We start from the raw sequence: 20,214 nt of genomic DNA, 5'->3' as shown, positions 1-20,214 counted from the left end.
TTTTGGACAGTTATAATTCCCATTCCCTTACATAAAAAAGGTTATAAAGGTTTTTGGTTGGAAGGGAATGGAGGGGAACCATTTGCTGATTGATGGAGTGTTTTCCGGTGGGGGGATTAAAGGGTTCGCGTTGATTGGGGCACTTCAAGCAGTGGAACAACGGGGATTTAAATTTCAACGGCTTGCAGGAACAAGCGCCGGTTCCATCATAGCTTCCTTTGTTGCTGCGGGCTATACAGCGGATGAGATATATAAGATGCTCGGGGAGACGGATGTATTAGATTTCCTGGACCAGCGAAGAACGGTCCTGCCTTCCCCTGTAGCAAAATGGCTTTTGCTATATTGGCGGTTGGGATTGTACAAGGGGGAAATGCTGGAAAGCTGGGTAAAAGAGAAACTGGCAGCAAAGGGAGTGAATACATTCGCCGATCTTCCAGCACAAAAATTGCGAATCATCGCTTCCGATCTGACTAGTGGAAGAATGGCGATTCTGCCTGATGATTTGCCTAGATATCATATCGATCCATCCAAGTTCTCGGTTGCGAAGGCAGTGCGGATGAGCTGTAGTATACCTTATTTTTTTGAGCCGGTGAAAATAAAGGGGAAGGGAGTCTGCCATCTATTTGTGGACGGTGGCGTGCTAAGCAATTTCCCTATCTGGCTATTTGATAATGATCGAATCCCGAAAATTCGACCTGTACTTGGAATCAAACTGAGCGCCAAGCAAAGGGATTTGCCTGTGAATAAAATAAATAATGCCATCACCATGTTTGGTGCACTATTTGAAACGATGAAGGATGCCCATGATGCAAGATACATCGACAGGCGACATGAAAAGAACATCATCTTCATTCCGATGGACCACATTGCAGTCACGGAGTTTGCCCTGACTGAGGAAAGAAAAAGGGGGTTGGTGGAGATCGGGAAAAAGCGGGCGGAAGCGTTTTTGAGGACGTGGACCTATTGAAATAGCTTAAGATTCCAAATAAAAAATCGGTCCGTTTAAAAAAACGCCCGATTTTTTTTCTTGCCCTTTTTCCCTTCAATGACTGTCAGGTGGGAAGAGCTTCTTCTTTTTTGTGCAGCGGATTTTACGCCAGTTCTATCTTTGCCAATGAGGGGAGTCACATTGGTTTTCGGTTTCGCAGCAGGGTATTTCTTTTTGGATTGCTTAACTGCCTTGCTGTATCTTGCATCCGTCTTACCACCGCCGATTCTGCCTTGAATGAAATAACGGATGACGAGATAGAGGACAGTTGCCGCCCCAACGATTAAAAGAAGGCTTTTGAATAGTCCTCCCGGATTCTGGAACAGCTGGATAGCAAGATAGAATCCAGCCAAAGATAGCAGCATGATTAAAATCGGTTTGCCAAAGCCTCGTTTCACCCTAGTCACCTCCCTGGAGAGTCTGTTAGAAAAGTGTTTCCGATAATTTAAGTTTGTGTAAATAGTATATTTTATAGGATAAGGCTTGTTGCGGATTTTTATACTATTTCTTCGGTAATCTTTTTCTCTGAATCTTGTTCAAGCTCTAAAAGTTTATTGAAGGAATGGATTGCCACTTCCACCTGATCATCAGAGGGCTCTTTTGTCGTAAGAAGCTGAAGCCACAGACCAGGGTATCCCAGTACTCTCAGTACAGGCACTTCACGGACCTTGTTTGTAAGCTGCAGCACTTCAAATGAGATTCCCAGTACAACCGGAATCAAAGCCAAACGATTCACTACACGCAGCCAGAGAGGATCGTGAGGAACAGTCAGGTAGATGAAGAAACCGACGATGACCGTGAAAAGGATGAAACTGCTGCCGCAACGGTAATGAAGTCTTGACTGCGCCTGAATATTGCTTACAGTTAATTCTTTCCCGTTTTCATAGGCGTTAATCACTTTATGTTCCGCACCATGATATTGAAACACTCTTTTAACTATAGGTGTGAAGGAAATGAAATATATATAGGATAATAGGAGCATCAGCTTAAAGACGGTTTCCATTAATACTTGTGCAAATTTCCCTGGAAGATAGGGACTTGTCAATTCTGCCAGGAAAACGGGAACTAGTGTAAAAATGAATTTTCCAAAAAGGAAGGAAAGAATACCGACCGCTGCGACGCTCAAGATCATTTCGAGTTTGGAAGTTTCCTTTTTATTATAAATAACCTCTTCGTCCTGACTTGGGTCCACATCATAACGTTCTGTAGAGAAGTTCAGATGCTTGGAGCCGTTTCCGGCCGCTTCCACAATTGCGACCACACCTCTCAGAAACGGGATTCGCTTCAGTTTCTGCAATGTGGGGTTTGTTTTTCTCGGAACATGTAGATACTCGATGGACTCATCTTTTCTGCGAATGGCAGTTACATAGTGGCGTTTTCCGCCGAACATAACACCTTCGACCACGGCCTGTCCACCATAGACGGGCTTTGATTCATTTGACATATAGACACCAACCTAACTTATTCTAAGAGGATAAAGATTTCCTATTTACTAATATTCTACCTGAATCTTGAAAAAACCTCTACTCCCGTTCCTTTTCATTTTTTAAATTATCATGAATGGTTCTTTTTTATAATGGAAAGATATGTTTATAAGCTATTTGGAGAGGGAGTGATACGTGTATGAGTGAAAATGAAAACCAAGAGCTTGAGCAGAATAAACGCGAGCAGCCGATGAGCTTTATGACCAAGGTGATGGTAACAGGCTTTGTTGGGGGGATTTTCTGGAGTTTGATCGGATTTTTCGCCTATTTGTTTCATTTTACAGAAATAAGTCCGAATGTGGTGCTGCAGCCATGGGCTTTAGGCGATTGGAAAAAAGGGGTGCTGGGGTATATCATCAGCTTTATCCTGCTTGGCCTGTTTGGTATCGGTGCTGCGCTTATCTATGCAGCTACACTAAAAAAATTTAGGCATTATTGGATTGGAATCGTATATGGCATTGTACTATGGGGTGTGGTTTTCTTTCTGCTGAATCCCATGTTTCCATCCATTAAGACTGTCCCAGGCTTGACTCTTGATACAAACATCACGAATATTTGCCTTTATATTCTCTTCGGTGTTTTCGTCGGCTACTCCATTTCCTTCGAACATTCTGAAATGGTGACACAAAAGCAGCAGCAACAGGACCAGCCCTCAGCAAATAGGTAGTAGGAAAAGGTGGAATGTGATAGAATGTTCAGTAATTGGACATTCTTTTTTTCGTGTTCATATTTGTAAAAAGGAGTCATGATATGCGCCTACTTGTGCTGAATGGACCGAATCTCAATCGACTTGGTCTAAGAGAGCCGGCAATCTACGGGAAAGACACATTAAAGGATTTGGAAAAGCAGCTGGAAAGCTTGGCTGTGGAAATTGGGATCTCGATTGACTGCTATCAGAGCAACCATGAAGGCAATCTTATCGATAAGCTGCACGCCGCAGACGATGCCTATGAGGGAGTTGTCATCAATCCCGGTGCATTTACGCATTATAGCTATGCTATCCGTGATGCCATCGCAAGCATTTCGATTCCAGTCATGGAAGTACATATTTCAAACATACATAAGCGTGAAGAGTTCCGTCATACATCCGTTACCGCGCCTGTCACATACGGGCAGATAGTCGGTCTTGGCCAGTATGGCTATCACTTGGCAGTACAAGGGTTGGTAAAGATAATTAAGGGGGAGTAAGGGAATGGAAAAATTAACGAAATTAAGAGGAAACTTTCAGCAGTCGAACATCGATGCATTATTGGTGACGAGTGGAAAAAACCGTCAATATTTAACAGGCTTTACAGGCAGCGCTGGAGTTGCGGTCATTACGGAGGATAAAGCGGTATTCATCACCGATTTCCGCTACACCGAGCAGGCCGCAAAGCAGTGCACCGGCTTTGAAATCGTCCAGCATAAAGGCGGACTTGTGGATGAAATAGCTGCGGTTGTAAAAGACCTCGGTATCAACAAGCTTGGTTTTGAGCAGGATCATGTTACATTCTCCAGCTATTTAAGCTATAAAACGACCATCAAAGCGGATCTTGTACCTGTTTCCGGCGTTATTGAAAAGTTACGCTTGATTAAGAATGAACAAGAGATTAAGATATTAAAGGAAGCTACGCAGATTGCTGATGCAGCTTTTGAGCATATCATCACGTACATAAAGCCTGGCCTTACAGAGCTGGATGTTTCCAACGAGCTTGAATTCTTCATGAGAAAACAAGGTGCGGTGTCATCCTCTTTTGATATTATCGTTGCTTCCGGGTATCGTTCTGCCCTGCCGCATGGTGTTGCATCAGACAAAATTATTGAAAAAGGTGAGTTTGTCACGCTTGATTTCGGTGCCTATTATAAAGGCTACAACTCCGATATTACGCGTACCCTTGCAGTTGGAGAGCCAAGTGACGAATTGCGCAACATCTACAACGTCGTATTGGAAGCTCAATTGAGAGGGATGAAAGGCATCAAGCCTGGCATGACCGGTCGTGAAGCGGATGCCCTTACCCGCGACTATATCACGGAAAAGGGTTATGGCGAGTATTTCGGTCACTCGACAGGACACGGACTGGGAATGGAAGTGCATGAAGGGCCATCCTTATCAGTGAAATCCGAAACTGTATTGGAGCCAGGAATGGTGGTAACCGTGGAACCGGGTATCTATGTTGCAGGCCTAGGAGGAGTTCGTATCGAGGATGATACGATTGTCACAGAATCCGGCAATGAATCTCTGTCCTATTCCACAAAAGAACTTATTATTTTGTAAAGGTAATCTCTTATCTTGGTGGAGTAGACTGAATCTCTCAAGGATACAATACCGGTAGGACTACTATTTACATAGCATTAGGAGGAAACATAATAATGATTTCAGTAAACGATTTTCGTACAGGCTTGACTATCGAAGTAGACAACGGAATTTGGCGCGTAATGGATTTCCAACACGTGAAGCCAGGAAAAGGAGCGGCATTCGTTCGTTCCAAACTGCGCAACCTGCGTACAGGTGCGATCCAGGAAAAAACGTTCCGTGCTGGTGAAAAAGTAGGGAAAGCTCAAATCGACAACCGCAGAATGCAGTACCTTTATGCAAATGGAGACATGCACGTATTTATGGACAACGAGTCCTACGACCAGCTTGAATTGCCTGCAGGCCAAATCGAGTATGAGTTGAAGTACTTGAAAGAGAACATGGAAGTTGCAATCATGATGTACCAAGGTGAAACACTTGGAGTAGAGCTTCCTAACACAGTAGAGCTGAAAGTGGTAGAAACGGAGCCAGGTATCAAAGGTGACACAGCTTCCGGCGGTTCCAAGCCGGCAATCGTGGAAACTGGCCTATCCGTAAACGTACCATTCTTTGTTAACGAAGGCGACGTTCTGATTGTTAATACAACTGACGGTTCTTACGTTTCCAGAGCATAATTTTAAGAGAAGGGAAAAGGCTGAATTGGGCCTTTTCCTTTTTATATAGGAAAAAAAGCCTGCAATAGGGCAGGCCACTCCGTACTAATTTTCGAACCAAACCACTTCTTTAACCCCTTCGATTACCTTCCGTGCATCCGAACCGTCCAGCCCGCTCATCCAAACACTCTTCCAGCCGTTTACATCCGTTCGGATCCAGCTGAGCGTCTTCTGTTTATCCAATGTTACTGGAAAGTCATCAGAAAATCCCGCAGGCAGATCGACAAAAGGCTTTCCGTCACTTTTTTGTTCATCCTCTTTGCTATTGACCAAAATTAAGCTGGAGCGAAAGTCGGATAGGGTATCGGATTCTTTCCCCCGTGCAACGACAAGCCTATCATCATCCAGCCAATCAAAATTCACGTCCGCAAATCCGTCCGGGGTAAAGCGTTTCGTTTGATTCGGAAGTACACTTTGGACAGTCAGTGTCTTGTTTTTGACACCGCCTCGCAAACGTCCGCCTCCCTGGATGGTGGCAACCAGAGATTTCGTGGGAGCCCATTTAATCCAATCCTCTTCTCGTAGAATCTCGCCCATCGGAATCAACACTTTGTTTTCTTTTACAAATATACTTAACATATTGCTGTCCTCTGACCACGATGCAGTAGGGGAAACGACGAATGCCAGGAGCCTTCCATCCTTGGACCAGGTAAAATTCTCTGCATCAATGGATAGAATCGATAATTCATCAAGCTTCAGGGGAGAGGAGATTGTTAAGAGAGGATCCACCTTGACATCCAGGTCCTGGTTTTGCTTTTCCATCTCCCAATTGACCTCATAGAGCCTTGGGTGGCTCCATCCATCTGGAAACATGACCGCACTTGCAGAGGCAATGAGATTTTCCCCCTCAGCATCCCATGAGAAATGTGATACACCGCCGTTGAGCTGGTGGATTATCGGCTTGTTCTCCCTAAGCTCTACGACCGTTAAAAAGGATCCAGTCAAAAAAGCGAAACTGTTCTTCTTAGGATTCCATTGAACGTCATGCCCAACCATTTTGAGTTTAGTATGTGTATTGGTGGGAACATGGTATAGCCATATATCAGGCTCTTCCCCCTCCACTTCGTTTTTTGCCTCAAAGGTCAGCCACTGTCCATCAAAGGACCAGCCCAGATTGGAGATAGCCAGATTTTCCTGCAGCATTAATTCAGATCCATCCATATAAAGCCATAACGCTTTGTCCCGGACGAATGCCGCCTGAAGTCCATTGGAATCTTCGGCATTTACTTGGGGGATCATAATGATGAGCAGGACCAAAGTAAGCCAAAATTTTTTCATGGTGCCTTCCTCCTATTTGAGTAGTTGTCTATCTTGATAGTGTCCCCTGTGACCTTGTGTTTCATGAAAAAGCTAGTTGAAAAACTGAAAAAAGATGGTATAGTAAAGTAGTGGATTTATTCCTATATATATTTTTTTCGCAATTTGTGCAAACGGTTACGCAACCGTTACCATATAAATTTTGAAGTTTAAGTGTTGTTGACAAGGGAGTGTTTCGTGATGAAAAAGATATGGTGGAAAGAGGCTGTCGCCTACCAAGTATATCCAAGAAGCTTCATGGATTCCAATGGAGATGGAATTGGTGATCTTCGTGGTGTGATTTCAAAATTGGATTATCTAAAAGAGCTTGGCATAGATGTTATTTGGATCTGCCCAATGTATAAGTCCCCGAACGTAGATAATGGGTATGATATCAGCGATTACCAGGATATCATGGAAGACTTCGGAAACATGGCGGACTTTGATGAGTTATTGGCAGAAACCCATAACCGTGGAATGAAGCTGATCATTGATCTGGTTATCAACCATACAAGTGACCAGCATCCTTGGTTCATTGAATCTGCATCCTCAAAGGATAACCCGAAACGTGACTGGTATATTTGGGAAGACGGAAAAGGCGGCAAGGAGCCGAATAACTGGGAAAGTATTTTCAACGGTCCAGCATGGCAATACGATGAAAAGACAGAACAGTACTATATGCATATTTTCGCAACAGAGCAGCCTGACCTGAACTGGGAAAACAAAGATGTCCGCTTTGCCCTGTATGACATGGTGAACTGGTGGCTGGATAAAGGCATCGATGGATTCCGTGTGGATGCAATCTCCCACATCAAAAAAGAGCCTGGATTCCCTGACCTGCCAAATCCGAAGCATCTGGATTATGTACCTTCCTTCGATTACATGATGAATGTAGACGGCATTCAAAAGCATCTGGAAGAGTTGAAAGAGCAAACGTTTGCGCGTTATGATATCATGACGGTCGGCGAGGCGAACGGTGTCAAGCTGAACCAGGCAGACGAGTGGGTTGGAGAAGAGAACGGTAAGTTCAATATGATTTTCCAATTCGAGCACCTTGGTCTTTGGGAAAAAGGGACAGAAGGCGGCGTGGATCTTCTTCAACTGAAAGAGACCTTGACGAAGTGGCAAAAAGGCTTGGAAGGCAATGGCTGGAATGCATTGTTCCTTGAGAACCATGACCAGGCTCGTTCTGTATCCACTTGGGGAAATGACAAAGAGTTCTTAGTGGAAAGCGCAAAATCATTGGGGGCACTTTACTTCCTGATGCAGGGAACACCTTTCATCTACCAGGGTCAGGAGCTCGGTATGACCAATGTGCGTTTCGAAAGCATCAACGACTATGATGATGTTGGGATGAAAAATCTCTACAACATCGAAAGTGCAAAAGGGGAAGAGCACGCGCAGAAGGTGATGGAAATCATCTGGGCAAAAGGCCGTGACAACTCCCGAACACCGATGCAATGGAACGATCAGCCGAACGGCGGATTCACAACCGGAACTCCATGGATGGGAGTAAACGAAAACTACAAAACCATCAACGTGGAAAACCAATGGAACGATCCTGGTTCTGTCCTTAGCTTCTATAGAGACATGATCAATCTACGTAAAGCAGAAGAAGTATTCGTGTATGGAGCATATGATCTGATCCTGGAAGAGGACACGAAAGTATACGGCTACACAAGAACATTAGGTGAAAAAGTGGCGGTTGTCCTATGTAACCTAAGCGAAGAGGTAGCAGAAATTGAATTGGATGCTTTTAAGGTTTCTTCTAGTGACCTGCGCTTGCAAAATTATAAAGTGAAAGAGCATAACGATGCTTCTGCAATGACATTGAAGCCTTATGAAACTAGAGTTTATGTGTTGAATAAATAAAGGATGGCACCGCCGGCTGCGTATTGAAGCCGGCGGTTTTTTTGTGTTCTTGAAATGTGCTGGCAGAGGTTTGTGGAAGTCTTTTTAAAGGAAACGAACCTATATCAACTAAAAATAATAGGGGAATGGAATGCGCACCAATAAACAAGCATTTATTACAATAGTTAATGGAAGAAATCGGTCGGCCTTTAGAAAGTTTTATCTGGAGTATGATGATATGCTCTATAAAATAATAAGTAGGTATGCAGCTAATGCTGTCGAGACGGAAGCGCTTTTGGAAAGTTTTTTCGAGGAGCTATGGAAGCGTCCAGAAGTACTTTGGCAGACAAGGGAGAAACACTTGTCAGTCCTGCTGGTCAATTTATGTGAAGAGCGAGCATTGGAGCGAGCGGAGTAATTCCGCCCCTGTTTTTTAGAATATTCTTACAAAAGATGAGGTTAATTGGTATAGTAGTGATATGAAAGGAAGTGGGCCATGATCTATAAAACTCGTACCGAATCTGCTGAATTGCTGATACTAAAATCGCTGAACGTCAGAATGGAATTGCCGGAGAAAGACAAACTGCACTATCTTTCCCTCCAAAAAGGTTACGATGGGGAAGTGATGTTTGATTTATTAACAGGAAACTTAGAGTGTGAATGCCTCATTCTTAATGACTTGCTATTCAAAATCAATAACACCGTGTTTCAAATCGACTCGTTGATCATTACTGATGCTGTATTACATTTTTATGAAGTGAAAAACTTTGAAGGGGATTTCTATTACGAATCCGATAGACTGTATACAAAATCCAAAACGGAAATAAATAATCCCTTGACCCAATTGAATAGAGGTGTTTCCCTGTTCAGGCAATTACTTCAAAGCCTAGGCATTAACATGAAAATTGATCCCTCCGTGGTCTTTATCAATCCTGCTTTTACCCTTTACCAAACCCCACTCGACAAACCATTTATATTCCCAACCCAAATTAGTAGATATTTGAATAGCTTAGAAAAGAAGTCTTCCAAGCTATCTAACAAACATAAGGCACTGGCTGCACAATTAGTTTCCCTGCATTGCACAGATTCTCCTTATAAACAATTACCCGCTTATACTTTTGAGGGATTGAGAAAAGGGATGATGTGTTTTAAGTGTGCCTCGTTTTCTCCTGCTGTTGAGGGACATAACTGTGTTTGTGGAGAGTGTGGTTATGAAGAGAAGGTTGGAGAGGCTGTGATGCGGAGTGTGAAGGAGTTTCAGCTTCTTTTTCCAGAGACGAAAATTACTACAGGAAGAATTCATGAATGGTGTGGGGTGGTGGAATCAAAAGAGAGAATTAGAAAGATACTTGGAAAGAACTTTAAGAAAGTGGGGGTTCGGCAATGGTCCTACTTTCAGTGAAAAAACTGATTAAGCCAATTATCAAATGGTGGGTGCAAAAAGTCCTTCATGTTTTATTATGAAGGGCTTTTTGCTATTGGAGATATCCTAAAAAGCTTATCATCCGTGTTATGAACGGCTTTTTACGTCGGGAACGCCGCGAAAAAGCTCTTTAATCGTGTTATGAACGGCTTTTTACGTCGGGAACGCCGCGAAAAAGCTCATCATCCGAGTTATGAAGAGCTTTTTGCCCTGGGAACGCCGCGAAAAAACTCATCATCCGACTTATGAACGGCTTTTCACCTCAGGAACGCCGCGAAAAAACTCATCATCCGACTTATGAACGGCTTTTCACCTCAGGAACGCCGCGAAAAAGCTCATCATACCCGTTATGAACGGCTTTTCATCTCAGAAACGCCGCGAAAAAGCTCATCATACCCGTTATGAACGGCTTTTTATCTCAGAAACGCCGCGAAAAAGCTCATCATACCCGTTATGAACGGCTTTTTATCTCAGAAACGCCGGCAAAAAGCTCATCATACCCGTTATGAACGGCTTTTTACCTCAGGAACGCCGGCAAAAAGCTCATCATCCGAGTTATGAAGAGCTTTTTTGCTCTATCCAACTCATTAGACACCCCACCCCACCACCAAATCTCCCAAAATTCCACTTCTGTCCACCCCCGCCCCAGCATAGGTTGTACAAGACAATGGAAATTGTGTGTACGTCAAAAGGGAGGAAAACAAATCAATGAAAAAGCTTTTAGGTAATATAGATCCTGCTGTCTTAACGATGGCGGGCATACGGATATTTTCAGGAATACTGGAACTCAGCGCGGCATTTCTTATGCTCTACCTCAATGATGTCAAGAAGGCGGTGGTGGTGAACTCGATGCTCGCCGTTGTCGGTCCGGTCATCTTTATATCGACCATGATGATCGGACTGGTGAGTATGGCGAATGAGATTTCCTTTTCCAAACTCATATTCATAGCGATCGGAGTCGGGTTCATCCTATATGGAATCTATAAATGAGAATATATTGTCCAGGCCCGCATACATTGTAAGTAATAAAGGGACAAGAAGGGGATTGTATGATTGCGAGTATTATGAACGTGCTTCCACCAAATCTGGCCAAGGTCATAGAGAGGCTTTCACCCGAGACGATGGACAGGATGGAGGAAATCCGGGTGAGGATCAATCGACCGTTGGAGGTGATGGTGGATGGCCTGCCACTATTTCTTGCCTACACCGTCACGAGCGAAGATGGGACTCATCTGTTAAATAAAATAAGTAAGTATTCAATTTATGCCTTGGAAGAGGAGCTGCGCCGGGGTTATATCACCATTACTGGAGGACACCGGATCGGTCTTTCAGGCAAGGTGATTACCGAGAGTGGAAAAGTGAAGGCCATAAGGGATGTCTCTTCCTTCAACATCCGGATTGCCAAGCAGAAAATAGGAGTGGCGGATCCGCTCCTTCCGTACCTCTATCACAAGCGGTGGCTAAGCACGATGATTATCGGACCGCCGCAGACCGGGAAGACGACCATGCTCAGAGACCTTGCGCGATTGATGAGCAGTGGTGTAAAAGAAAAAAACATCCCTTCATGCAAGGTGGGGATTGTGGATGAACGATCTGAAATTGCCGGTTGTGTGGAAGGGATTCCCCAGCATGATCTAGGGTTAAGAGTGGATGTACTGGACGGGTGTCCAAAGGCGGAGGGAATGATGATGCTGATCCGTTCCATGAGCCCCGAGGTTATTGTCGTCGATGAGATTGGCAGAATGGAAGATAGTGAGGCGACCATGGAAGCGGTGAATGCGGGGGTGGGCCTTCTAATGAGCGTACATGCCTTTTCCTATGAAGACCTCCTCATGCGGCCAATCTTGCGTGAGATTATCAGCTTGAGGGCAGTCAAGCGGTTCGTCGAGCTTACGAGGGACAAGGGGCCAGGCTCCATCAAACGCATATTGAACGAAGCTGGAGAAGAGATCTACCGGGAAGAGGGCGTGAGAAGATGTTCAAATTGATTGGCGCGGTTCTTATCATCATTTCCACATCATGGGCTGGCTTTGAAGCGGCAAGGCATTTGACCGAACGGCCGAGGCAGCTGCGCCAGTTGAAGGTCGCCTTGCAATCTCTGGAAGCGGAGATCATGTATGGCCACACCCCTCTGGCAGAAGCGACAAGGAATATTGCCAAACAGATGGATAAGCCGCTCACCTGGTTCTTTGAAGCTTTCTCCAACAAGTTGGAACAAGCTAATCTGCACGCTAAGGATGCTTGGCACCAAAGCCTGGATGAGGTTTGGAACTCGACCGCTTTCAAGAAGGCGGAGCTGGAAATCATGAAGCAGTTCGGGGATACATTGGGGCAGCACGACAGGCATACCCAGCAAAAACATATACATCTGGCAATGACGCATCTGGAACGGGAGGAACTGGAGGCACGGGATAAGCAGATCCGCTATGAAAAAATGGTGAAAAGCTTAGGGGTGCTGTCAGGTTTATTGCTCATCATTTTACTGATGTGAAAAATAGGGGGAAGCATTCATGGGCATGGAAGTGGATATCATTTTTAAAATAGCTGGCATCGGCATAGTGGTGGCGTTTCTGCATACCGTCCTGAAGCAGCTTGGTAAAGAAGAATATGCAAACTGGGTAACATTGCTTGGCTTTATTTATATTTTATTCATGGTTGCAAGCATCGTGGAGGACCTGTTCAAAAAGATCAAATCGGTGTTCCTGTTCCAATGATGAGGGGGGCTGACCTATCGAAATCATTCAAATAGTAGGCCTTGGACTTGTTGCCACGTTCCTCGCCCTCATTGTCAAGGAACAGAAGCCCACCTTTGCGTTCATGCTTGTCGTCTTCGTCGGATGTGTCATCTTTTTATTCCTGATAGACCAGGTATTCCATGTCATCAGGATGCTCGAACGAATAGCGGTCAATGCCAATGTGAACCTGATTTATGTGGAAACCATTTTAAAAATCGTCGGGATTGCCTATATAGCCGAGTTTGGTGCCCAGATCACCAAGGATGCAGGACAGGGAGCCATCGCCTCAAAAATCGAGTTGGCAGGGAAAATCCTCATTCTTGCGATGGCCATCCCGATCCTCACCGTCATTATCGAAACAATCATAAACCTGATACCTTCTTAAAGTTTTTGTTCAAAAAGGAGGATAAAAAGAGCAAAGAAGTTCGAGGAAGCGAAGTCTCGAGCACCGCAAGCGCATGATTTGTAATGTTGCGGAGCGCAGAGGCAAGCTGACGAAGAAGTTCAAAGCTATTTTTACCGGACTTTTTGAACATCCTCTTAAAAAGAAGTTTTGGGAGGGGGAATTCGATGAAAGTTCTTCTAGCATTTTTTTCACTATTTATCCTAATAAACCTGCTGCCACAATCTGTACAAGCATCTCCCTCATCACCATCAGAACTAGTGACCGATCAGATAGAAGGGGTGGGAGTCGAAGAGATAAAGGTCTACTGGGAAGAGATCATGGATGAATACGGTGGCTATCTTCCGGAAAGCCAGAAAGGGACGTTCATGGAATTTGTAAAAGGGGACAAGTCCTTTTCCTTGAAAGAATGGCTGAAGGGGTTTGTAAAATACCTTTTCTATGAACTTCTGGCAAATGGAAAGCTGCTTGGAAGCCTGATATTGCTCACCATATTCAGTATGTTCCTACAGACTTTGCAAAATGCCTTCGAACAGAAGACGGTCAGTAAGATTGCCTACTCAGTCGTATTCATGGTCCTCATCATCATTGCGCTGAACAGTTTTCATATTGTCATCAACTACACACTTGACGCGATCTCCGCTATGACGGGCTTCATCATTGCTTTGGTTCCATTACTGATTGCGCTAATCGCTTCATCTGGAGGACTCGTATCCGCGGCATTTTTTCATCCTATCATCCTCTTCCTGATGAATACGAGCGGCATGCTGATTCAATATATTGTCCTGCCACTGCTTTTCCTGTCTGCTGTGCTCAGCATTGTCAGCACCTTAAGTGAGCAGTATAAAGTCACCCAGCTTGCGCAGCTCCTTCGCAATGTCAGTATCGGGATTCTAGGAATGTATTTAACGATCTTTCTCGGTGTCATTTCAGTACAGGGAGCGACAGCAGCTGTAACGGATGGGATTGCGATACGGACCGCCAAGTTTGTGACAGGGAACTTCATTCCGGTTATTGGGAGGATGTTTACGGATGCAACAGACACGGTCATCACCGCTTCTCTTCTATTAAAAAATACTGTAGGGATCCTGGGGGTGGTGACGGTCATTCTGCTTGCTGCATTCCCTGCTATTAAAATCCTGTCGATCGCCATCATCTATAAGCTTGCAGCGGCACTTCTGCAGCCGCTTGGCGGGGGAACGGTCATCACGTGCCTGGACATCATCAGCAAAAGCATCATCTATATTTTTGCGGCACTTGCCATCGTTTCGTTCATGTTCTTTCTTAGCATTACGGTCATTGTGGCGGCTGGAAATATCACCGTCATGATTCGGTAGGTAGGTGAAAATGTCGTGAGTTATTTAACAGAATGGATTACCACCATCATCCTTTTTATACTGCTGGCAACTGTTGTGGATATGCTGCTCCCAAGTTCGAGCATGCAGAAATATACAAAGCTCGTAGTCGGTTTATTATTGATAGTCGTTATCCTCACACCGATCCTGAAGCTTTTATCAACAGACATGGACGAGCTGTTTGCCAAGATGATGACCCATCCTTCCTATATTTCAGAAAAAAATACAGAAAATTTAATAGAAATGAAGAAAAAAGAAATACAAGCCTCCCACTCTGCATATATTTTAGAACAAGCGGCTGTCCAAATGAAAGAAGATGTGGAAGAGGAGTTGAGGGAACAATATGGTTTAACTGTAAAAAAAGTAAATCTTGTTGTGAAAAATCAAGATCAGCTCAACAAAATACCGACAGAAGAAGACCTTGAAATGGTAGTGATAGTTTTAGAAGAAGGAACAGAAGAGACAGCCATCTCAGTAGTAAAGCCTGTTCAGATTGACACCTCCAGACCTAATAAACCAGAACCTTCCTCACCAAACTCCGGCATGGAAGGAAACATCGCAGCATTCCTATCAGATCGTTGGCAACTACACGAAACATTAATCTCAGTAGATGTGGAAGGGGGGGATTAGTACAAGGTGGAAAAGAAAAATCAAGCATTCATTCCTTGGTTAAAATCTCTTTTATTTGATTCATCGAAAGATAAGAAGTCTTCTAAAAAGCAGTACTTCCTCGTCGTGCTGCTAATCGGCGTGGGATGTATGCTGTTTGGGAACCTATTCTTCGGCAATGAGGAAGCGTCATCATTAAACGCTACCATTCCGGCAATGACCCAGCAGGAGTCCGAGACACCTGTATTCAATCAAAAAGATGGTGACAACGTACCTTCTACTATCTCTGACTATGAAGCTAGTTTTGAGAGCCAGATGACAGAGGCACTGGAAGAAATTATCGGGGTCGGCAAAGTCAATGTTGTCGTCAATGTCGATGCAACCGAAAAGAAGGTGCTTCAGAAAAACGAATCCACCTCCACACAAACGACGGAAGAAACTGACAAAGATGGTGGAAAGCGTAGTGTCACAGACGGCTCAAAGGAAGAACAAGTTGTCATGTCAAGAAAAGGGAATGACGAGCACCCGATCGTACTGGAAACAAAAAAGCCAGTCATCCGCGGTGTGCTTGTAGTAGCACAGGGCGCTGAAAATATACATGTTAAACAAATGATTTTGGAAGCTGTTACACGCGTGCTCGACGTACCCCAGCACAAGGTGGCAGTCCTTCCAAAAAAATCTAAGGGGGAATAAGCATGCTATTGAAAAAACAAACGGTCTGGTTACTGACCATGTTAAGCTTAGTATTTGTTCTATCAGTCTACTACTTTTTAGGAAATCAGGAAGCCGATAATATGGCAACAGATGTACCGGGAATCAACGAACAGGCAGGCAACGAAGAAGCTGGTGATGGGGAAGAAGGAACAGTTGGAACAGACGGTGAAGAAGCCGAAGGGACGGAAGAAGAAGGAAATGAAGTGGTAAGATATATTTCCGGAGATGAAGCCTTCACAGAACTTCGTCTTGAACTCGAAAACGTCAGAAGTCAGCAACGTGCCGACCTGAATGAACAAATGGCCAACACGGAGCTTCCTGCCGAGGAAATCTCCAAGGCTCGCGATGAATTGAATGCACTAAATCAAATAGCAGGAAAAGAACTGATGATCGAAACTAGCATCAAATCCAGAAAAGATGTAGAGGATGCAATCGTTCGTGTAACAGGCGAGCAGATCAAAGTGACGGTGAAAGTGAACGGCGAACATACCCCGCAAATGGCGAATGAAATCTACCACATCGTTCGCAGTGAATTCACGGATGTTCGAAACGAAAACATCGTGTTCGACTTCGCTTCCATCAAAAACGAATAGAAAAAAACAGGTGGTGCTAATGGCGCCACCTGTTTTTGTTATATTAAGGCGTTTTAATAAACTTTTTTAGAAAAAAACCGATCGCGAAATTTATTTGGATTGCCCCCTGTTGGTTGAAACGCAAGGGGTGAGACTCCTTGAAAATGCAAGCATTTTCTGCGTGCGATGTACCGCTGCCGGAGCCTTCCTTGTCCTGCAGGAGCAGCGTGTCAAGGGAGACCCCACAGGCGCAAAAGCGCCGAGGAGGCTCCCGAGGCCGCCCGCGGAAAGCGAACCCCTGCAGTGGAAACCAACAGAGGAGTAAAACGGAGACACGACAGTTACAGCAAATGCGAACCTTCTATAACTTAAGAAGTAAAAAAGCTTGTCAATATCCAACTTGAATAAGAGAATAGAGAAGTGAAGCGTTTTCAAGTGAAAAACTTTATTTAGCACTAGGTAATAACATCTATTACTATTTTTCAGTTGAATTTAGATGGTTGGTATCGTATGATAAATATGAACTCTTATGGTGTCTACATATGAAACAAACCATCACCTAAAGAAAAGTACAGGAACTTAAGGAGTGAAGGACATGTTAAAGATCCAAGAAATTAGAGAAATTATCAAACTGATTGACCAATCCAATATAGATGAATTTTTGTATGAGCATGAAGGCTCCAAAATCAAATTGAAAAAGCAAAAGGAGCAAATGATGGTTAGCGCTCCGGTTGCAGCCCAACCTCAAGCGGTACAGGCTGCAGCACCAGTTGCAGCTGCCCCTGCAGCAGTGGAAGTGAAAGCAGAAACTCCAGCAGCTGTAAAGGAAACACCAAAAGTGGAAGACGAAAACCTACATAAGATCACTTCCCCGATGGTTGGTACTTTCTATGCATCTCCAACACCTGATGCTGCGGCTTACGTACAGGCTGGAGATAAAGTGGGCGAGAACTCCGTTGTTTGTATCGTGGAAGCGATGAAATTGTTCAACGAAATCGAAGCGGAAGTTAAAGGCGAGATTGTAGAGGTGTTAGCTGATAACGGACAGCTGGTGGAGTACGGCCAACCTTTATTCCTTGTAAAAACAGTATAAGGAGTGGGTATTATGATAAAGAAGCTATTGATTGCTAATAGAGGAGAAATCGCGGTGCGTATTATTCGTGCCTGCCGCGAAATGGATATTGAAACAGTCGCTGTCTATTCGGAGGCAGATAAGAATTCCTTGCACGTACAGCTTGCGGATGAGGCCTATTGTGTTGGTCCGACTGCATCAAAGGACAGTTATTTAAGCTTTACCAATATCATCAGTGTGGCGAAATTGACTGCATCTGATGCCATTCACCCTGGTTACGGGTTCCTTGCGGAGAATTCAGATTTTGCCGAGCTTTGCAGAGAATGCAATATCACCTTTGTCGGGCCTAGCCCTGAGGCAATTTCCAAAATGGGTACGAAGGATGTCGCAAGGGAAACGATGAAAAAGGCGAATGTTCCAATCGTGCCTGGTTCACAGGGAATCATCGAGAGCATCACGGATGGAGTGAAAATCGCGAGTGAAATCGGCTACCCTGTCATCATCAAGGCGACAGCTGGAGGCGGAGGAAAAGGGATCCGTGTCGCTAGAAATGAAGAGGAACTGAAAAAAGGCATTTCCATTACACAGCAGGAGGCCGCAACAGCCTTTGGAAACCCTGGTGTGTATCTTGAAAAATTCATTGAAGATTTCCGTCATGTGGAAATCCAGGTGATGGCGGATTCCTTCGGGAACACGATTCACCTCGGTGAGCGGGATTGCTCGATTCAACGACGTCTTCAAAAGCTTGTGGAAGAAACTCCATCTCCTGTGCTCGATTCTGAATTACGGGCTGAAATGGGAGAAGCTGCGGTAAAAGCAGCGAAAGCAGTGGACTATACGGGTGCAGGTACGATAGAATTTATCTATGACTATCAAAATAGAAAGTTCTACTTCATGGAAATGAACACTCGAATCCAGGTGGAGCATCCGGTGACTGAAATGGTTACAGGTGTCGACTTGATCAAAGAGCAAATTCGGGTGGCATCTGGCGAAAAGCTTTCTTTGACACAAGAAGAGGTTGTATTCAATGGCTGGTCCATCGAGTGTCGTATTAATGCTGAAAATCCGGAAAAGAATTTTATGCCATCACCTGGTAAGATTGAAATGTATCTTCCTCCAGGCGGCCTCGGGGTTCGTGTAGATTCGGCTGTTTATCCTGGCTATAGCATACCGCCATATTATGATAGCATGGTGGCAAAACTGATCACCTACGGGGCAACGCGTGAAGAAGCCATCTCCAGGATGAAACGGGCTTTAGGCGAATTCATTATCGAAGGTGTGCATACCACGATACCATTCCATTTGAAATTAATGGATCACGAAAAATTTAAAGAAGGTAATTTTAATACGAAATTCCTTGAAAAATATGATGTCATGAATTCTAAAATAATAGGAGGGTCCGAACATGAGTGAAAGAAACTTATTGGAAATGGATAATAGCGGTTCACTTGGAAAAGTGGAAATCGCTCCAGAAGTTATTGAAGTGATTGCCGGGATTGCTGCTTCGGAAGTGGAAGGAGTTTCACAAATGCGTGGAAACTTCGCTGCAGGAGTAGTGGAAAGACTTGGAAAGAAAAATCATGGTAAAGGTGTTAAAGTGGACCTTTCCGAAGAAGGAATCAAAGTGGATGTGTATTGCGTGATGCAATTTGGCATTTCCATCCCGACTGTTGCCCAAAAAGTGCAGGACAACATACGCCAAGCGTTATTGAACATGACGGCTCTTGAAATCACAGAAGTGAATATTCATGTGGTAGGCGTTCAATTTGAGACGCAAAAGAATGAAGTGGAAGTAGAACAGGAAATCTAAAAAGCAAACATAAGGAGCAGGCATTCAGGACGGGTTGAATGCCTGCCCTTTTTTATGGACAAAACGCCACGGGTGCTCTACTAAAAATTACTTGTATTCCATAGCAATGTTCGGTACAATTTTAGGCGCTTTCCTTTTTTGAAAGGAACGAATAACACCAGGAAATCTAGGTAATGATGATGTTGAACTGAAAAATGGAATAAACGGATAATAAACGCTTCCCCAAAGCCGGTTGATATATCCGAAAACACGAACGAATACAATGCGCCGTTTAAAAATGTATGTATTTTGTGTGAAAAGCGAATGGAAAATGTGTGTTTTTTTATAAAAATGTGCTATTATCTTTATATACTAGTTGGGCACGATAAGGAGATTTACGAATGAAGCGAAGTAAAGCAAGAGAAAAAGCTCTTCAAGCTATCTTCCAAATGGATGTTAGTGATGTAGAACCGAAAGAAGCAGTGCAAAATGTGCTGGAAGAAGGCGAGAAAGCGGACGACTTCCTGAATAATATTGTGTTTGGAACAATGGAGCATCGGGAAGAAATCGATTCCACGCTGAAGCAGCACCTGGAAAAATGGTCACTTGACCGCCTTGGAACTGTCGATCGTACGATTCTTCGTATGACAGTCTATGAAATGAAATACGAAACGGAAATCCCGGTCAATGTAAGCATTGACGAAGCGATTGAATTGGCGAAAGTATTTGGTGACGAAAAATCAAGTAGTTTTATTAACGCCGTTTTATCCAAAGTGAAGACAACTTTTGAAAATAAATAAAGCTCTTTTCTTAAAGTTTGTTATTTTACGCCCGTAAAAAAATCGGCAATTGGATTTTTTACAGCATTTCACTCCATATTATTCAAAGTGGTAAAGAATCTACTACACTGAAAAGAGCACGAGGAATAGTAATATAACGTGTTTACTTTAAGTACGTCAAAAGCAACAATCTATGCG

The 20,214-nt window shown here is 44.0% G+C and carries 24 protein-coding genes; 21 read left to right on the top strand and 3 right to left on the bottom strand.

The annotated features are described in order from the left end of the window. Nucleotides 1-82 precede the first annotated feature (82 nt). Nucleotides 83-967, top strand: a complete 885-nt coding sequence (locus ACFVAD_RS02375) for a patatin-like phospholipase family protein (protein WP_386635708.1) — start codon at nt 83-85, stop codon at nt 965-967. Nucleotides 968-1,002: 35 nt separating this feature from the next. Here ACFVAD_RS02375 and ACFVAD_RS02370 read toward each other — a convergent pair whose 3' ends face one another. Further along, nucleotides 1,003-1,386 carry an SA1362 family protein gene (locus ACFVAD_RS02370; RefSeq protein ID WP_386635706.1) on the bottom strand — a complete coding sequence of 128 codons (384 nt, stop codon included), beginning with the start codon at nt 1,384-1,386 and terminating at the stop codon, nt 1,003-1,005. Nucleotides 1,387-1,484: 98 nt separating this feature from the next. After that, the gene (locus ACFVAD_RS02365) at nt 1,485-2,432 is read right to left on the bottom strand and encodes a DUF1385 domain-containing protein (RefSeq protein ID WP_386635704.1); all 948 of its coding nucleotides are present in this window, start codon (nt 2,430-2,432) and stop codon (nt 1,485-1,487) included. A 179-nt stretch (nt 2,433-2,611) separates the two neighbouring features. On the opposite strand from ACFVAD_RS02365, the gene ACFVAD_RS02360 reads away from it, so the two are divergent. The 4 genes from ACFVAD_RS02360 (at nt 2,612) to efp (ending at nt 5,379) form a co-directional block, all read left to right on the top strand. Then, nucleotides 2,612-3,139, top strand: coding sequence for a YqhR family membrane protein (locus tag ACFVAD_RS02360; protein ID WP_386635702.1), 528 nt, complete (start codon nt 2,612-2,614; stop codon nt 3,137-3,139). An 83-nt stretch (nt 3,140-3,222) separates the two neighbouring features. Next, on the top strand, nt 3,223-3,660 hold the full coding sequence (gene aroQ, locus ACFVAD_RS02355) for a type II 3-dehydroquinate dehydratase (protein ID WP_386635700.1): 438 nt from the start codon (nt 3,223-3,225) through the stop codon (nt 3,658-3,660). A gap of 4 nt (nt 3,661-3,664) precedes the next feature. Continuing rightward, complete coding sequence (locus ACFVAD_RS02350; RefSeq protein ID WP_386635698.1) at nt 3,665-4,726, top strand: M24 family metallopeptidase; 1,062 nt, start codon at nt 3,665-3,667, stop codon at nt 4,724-4,726. A gap of 95 nt (nt 4,727-4,821) precedes the next feature. Continuing rightward, nucleotides 4,822-5,379: an elongation factor P gene (gene efp, locus ACFVAD_RS02345; protein ID WP_204415579.1), complete on the top strand. Its 558-nt coding sequence runs from the start codon at nt 4,822-4,824 to the stop codon at nt 5,377-5,379. Between the two features lie 84 nt (nt 5,380-5,463). On the opposite strand, the gene ACFVAD_RS02340 is transcribed toward efp, so the two are convergent. Further along, the gene (locus ACFVAD_RS02340) at nt 5,464-6,696 is read right to left on the bottom strand and encodes a hypothetical protein (protein ID WP_386635695.1); all 1,233 of its coding nucleotides are present in this window, start codon (nt 6,694-6,696) and stop codon (nt 5,464-5,466) included. Between the two features lie 219 nt (nt 6,697-6,915). On the opposite strand from ACFVAD_RS02340, the gene ACFVAD_RS02335 reads away from it, so the two are divergent. The 16 genes from ACFVAD_RS02335 (at nt 6,916) to nusB (ending at nt 20,037) form a co-directional block, all read left to right on the top strand. Beyond that, entirely contained in the window at nt 6,916-8,586 is a 1,671-nt protein-coding gene (locus tag ACFVAD_RS02335) for a glycoside hydrolase family 13 protein (protein WP_386635693.1), read from the top strand. Between the two features lie 130 nt (nt 8,587-8,716). Beyond that, nucleotides 8,717-8,983 carry a hypothetical protein gene (locus ACFVAD_RS02330; protein ID WP_386635691.1) on the top strand — a complete coding sequence of 89 codons (267 nt, stop codon included), beginning with the start codon at nt 8,717-8,719 and terminating at the stop codon, nt 8,981-8,983. A 78-nt stretch (nt 8,984-9,061) separates the two neighbouring features. Next, a complete protein-coding gene (locus ACFVAD_RS02325) occupies nt 9,062-9,967 on the top strand; it encodes a nuclease-related domain-containing protein (RefSeq protein ID WP_386635689.1) in 906 nt (301 codons plus the stop codon). 729 nt (nt 9,968-10,696) lie between these two features. Further along, nucleotides 10,697-10,978: a YqhV family protein gene (locus ACFVAD_RS02320; RefSeq protein ID WP_386635687.1), complete on the top strand. Its 282-nt coding sequence runs from the start codon at nt 10,697-10,699 to the stop codon at nt 10,976-10,978. A 62-nt stretch (nt 10,979-11,040) separates the two neighbouring features. After that, nucleotides 11,041-11,976, top strand: a complete 936-nt coding sequence (gene spoIIIAA / locus ACFVAD_RS02315; RefSeq protein WP_386636030.1) for a stage III sporulation protein AA — start codon at nt 11,041-11,043, stop codon at nt 11,974-11,976. Beyond that, a complete protein-coding gene (spoIIIAB, locus tag ACFVAD_RS02310; protein WP_386635685.1) occupies nt 11,964-12,479 on the top strand; it encodes a stage III sporulation protein SpoIIIAB in 516 nt (171 codons plus the stop codon). The genes spoIIIAA and spoIIIAB overlap by 13 nt, the downstream gene beginning before the upstream one ends. A gap of 19 nt (nt 12,480-12,498) precedes the next feature. Continuing rightward, entirely contained in the window at nt 12,499-12,702 is a 204-nt protein-coding gene (gene spoIIIAC, locus ACFVAD_RS02305) for a stage III sporulation protein AC (RefSeq protein WP_204417341.1), read from the top strand. Nucleotides 12,703-12,718: 16 nt separating this feature from the next. Continuing rightward, complete coding sequence (gene spoIIIAD, locus ACFVAD_RS02300) at nt 12,719-13,108, top strand: stage III sporulation protein AD (protein ID WP_204418101.1); 390 nt, start codon at nt 12,719-12,721, stop codon at nt 13,106-13,108. Between the two features lie 185 nt (nt 13,109-13,293). Next, a complete protein-coding gene (spoIIIAE, locus tag ACFVAD_RS02295) occupies nt 13,294-14,463 on the top strand; it encodes a stage III sporulation protein AE (protein ID WP_386635682.1) in 1,170 nt (389 codons plus the stop codon). A 15-nt stretch (nt 14,464-14,478) separates the two neighbouring features. Then, complete coding sequence (spoIIIAF, locus tag ACFVAD_RS02290) at nt 14,479-15,111, top strand: stage III sporulation protein AF (protein WP_386635680.1); 633 nt, start codon at nt 14,479-14,481, stop codon at nt 15,109-15,111. Between the two features lie 6 nt (nt 15,112-15,117). After that, the gene (spoIIIAG, locus tag ACFVAD_RS02285; RefSeq protein ID WP_386635677.1) at nt 15,118-15,783 is read left to right on the top strand and encodes a stage III sporulation protein AG; all 666 of its coding nucleotides are present in this window, start codon (nt 15,118-15,120) and stop codon (nt 15,781-15,783) included. Nucleotides 15,784-15,785: 2 nt separating this feature from the next. Next, the gene (locus tag ACFVAD_RS02280) at nt 15,786-16,397 is read left to right on the top strand and encodes a SpoIIIAH-like family protein (protein ID WP_386635675.1); all 612 of its coding nucleotides are present in this window, start codon (nt 15,786-15,788) and stop codon (nt 16,395-16,397) included. 574 nt (nt 16,398-16,971) lie between these two features. After that, the gene (gene accB, locus ACFVAD_RS02275) at nt 16,972-17,469 is read left to right on the top strand and encodes an acetyl-CoA carboxylase biotin carboxyl carrier protein (protein WP_386635673.1); all 498 of its coding nucleotides are present in this window, start codon (nt 16,972-16,974) and stop codon (nt 17,467-17,469) included. A gap of 12 nt (nt 17,470-17,481) precedes the next feature. After that, entirely contained in the window at nt 17,482-18,861 is a 1,380-nt protein-coding gene (accC, locus tag ACFVAD_RS02270) for an acetyl-CoA carboxylase biotin carboxylase subunit (RefSeq protein ID WP_386635671.1), read from the top strand. Beyond that, complete coding sequence (locus tag ACFVAD_RS02265; RefSeq protein ID WP_386635669.1) at nt 18,854-19,258, top strand: Asp23/Gls24 family envelope stress response protein; 405 nt, start codon at nt 18,854-18,856, stop codon at nt 19,256-19,258. The genes accC and ACFVAD_RS02265 overlap by 8 nt, the downstream gene beginning before the upstream one ends. 380 nt (nt 19,259-19,638) lie before the next feature. Beyond that, entirely contained in the window at nt 19,639-20,037 is a 399-nt protein-coding gene (nusB, locus tag ACFVAD_RS02260; RefSeq protein WP_386635667.1) for a transcription antitermination factor NusB, read from the top strand. The last annotated feature ends 177 nt before the right edge of the window (nt 20,038-20,214 follow it).

The sequence above is a fragment of the Sutcliffiella sp. NPDC057660 genome, from assembly GCF_042800035.1.
In the GTDB taxonomy this organism is placed as follows: Bacteria; Bacillota; Bacilli; order Bacillales; family Bacillaceae_I; genus Sutcliffiella_A.
This window is presented reverse-complemented; position numbering and strand designations above follow the sequence as displayed.

What these genes read in the sequence shown, in the direction of transcription:
- ACFVAD_RS02350 (WP_386635698.1), top strand. Translation starts at nt 3,665, where the DNA reads ATGGAAAAATTAACGAAATTAAGAGGAAACTTTCAGCAGTCGAACATC.
- ACFVAD_RS02340 (WP_386635695.1), bottom strand. Translation starts at nt 6,696, where the DNA reads ATGAAAAAATTTTGGCTTACTTTGGTCCTGCTCATCATTATGATCCCC.
- spoIIIAB (WP_386635685.1), top strand. Translation starts at nt 11,964, where the DNA reads ATGTTCAAATTGATTGGCGCGGTTCTTATCATCATTTCCACATCATGG.
- ACFVAD_RS02365 (WP_386635704.1), bottom strand. Translation starts at nt 2,432, where the DNA reads ATGTCAAATGAATCAAAGCCCGTCTATGGTGGACAGGCCGTGGTCGAA.
- aroQ (WP_386635700.1), top strand. Translation starts at nt 3,223, where the DNA reads ATGCGCCTACTTGTGCTGAATGGACCGAATCTCAATCGACTTGGTCTA.
- ACFVAD_RS02320 (WP_386635687.1), top strand. Translation starts at nt 10,697, where the DNA reads ATGAAAAAGCTTTTAGGTAATATAGATCCTGCTGTCTTAACGATGGCG.
- accC (WP_386635671.1), top strand. Translation starts at nt 17,482, where the DNA reads ATGATAAAGAAGCTATTGATTGCTAATAGAGGAGAAATCGCGGTGCGT.
- ACFVAD_RS02325 (WP_386635689.1), top strand. Translation starts at nt 9,062, where the DNA reads ATGATCTATAAAACTCGTACCGAATCTGCTGAATTGCTGATACTAAAA.
- efp (WP_204415579.1), top strand. Translation starts at nt 4,822, where the DNA reads ATGATTTCAGTAAACGATTTTCGTACAGGCTTGACTATCGAAGTAGAC.
- spoIIIAE (WP_386635682.1), top strand. Translation starts at nt 13,294, where the DNA reads ATGAAAGTTCTTCTAGCATTTTTTTCACTATTTATCCTAATAAACCTG.
- ACFVAD_RS02280 (WP_386635675.1), top strand. Translation starts at nt 15,786, where the DNA reads ATGCTATTGAAAAAACAAACGGTCTGGTTACTGACCATGTTAAGCTTA.
- spoIIIAC (WP_204417341.1), top strand. Translation starts at nt 12,499, where the DNA reads ATGGGCATGGAAGTGGATATCATTTTTAAAATAGCTGGCATCGGCATA.
- ACFVAD_RS02265 (WP_386635669.1), top strand. Translation starts at nt 18,854, where the DNA reads ATGAGTGAAAGAAACTTATTGGAAATGGATAATAGCGGTTCACTTGGA.
- nusB (WP_386635667.1), top strand. Translation starts at nt 19,639, where the DNA reads ATGAAGCGAAGTAAAGCAAGAGAAAAAGCTCTTCAAGCTATCTTCCAA.
- ACFVAD_RS02335 (WP_386635693.1), top strand. Translation starts at nt 6,916, where the DNA reads ATGAAAAAGATATGGTGGAAAGAGGCTGTCGCCTACCAAGTATATCCA.
- ACFVAD_RS02330 (WP_386635691.1), top strand. Translation starts at nt 8,717, where the DNA reads ATGCGCACCAATAAACAAGCATTTATTACAATAGTTAATGGAAGAAAT.
- accB (WP_386635673.1), top strand. Translation starts at nt 16,972, where the DNA reads ATGTTAAAGATCCAAGAAATTAGAGAAATTATCAAACTGATTGACCAA.
- ACFVAD_RS02360 (WP_386635702.1), top strand. Translation starts at nt 2,612, where the DNA reads ATGAGTGAAAATGAAAACCAAGAGCTTGAGCAGAATAAACGCGAGCAG.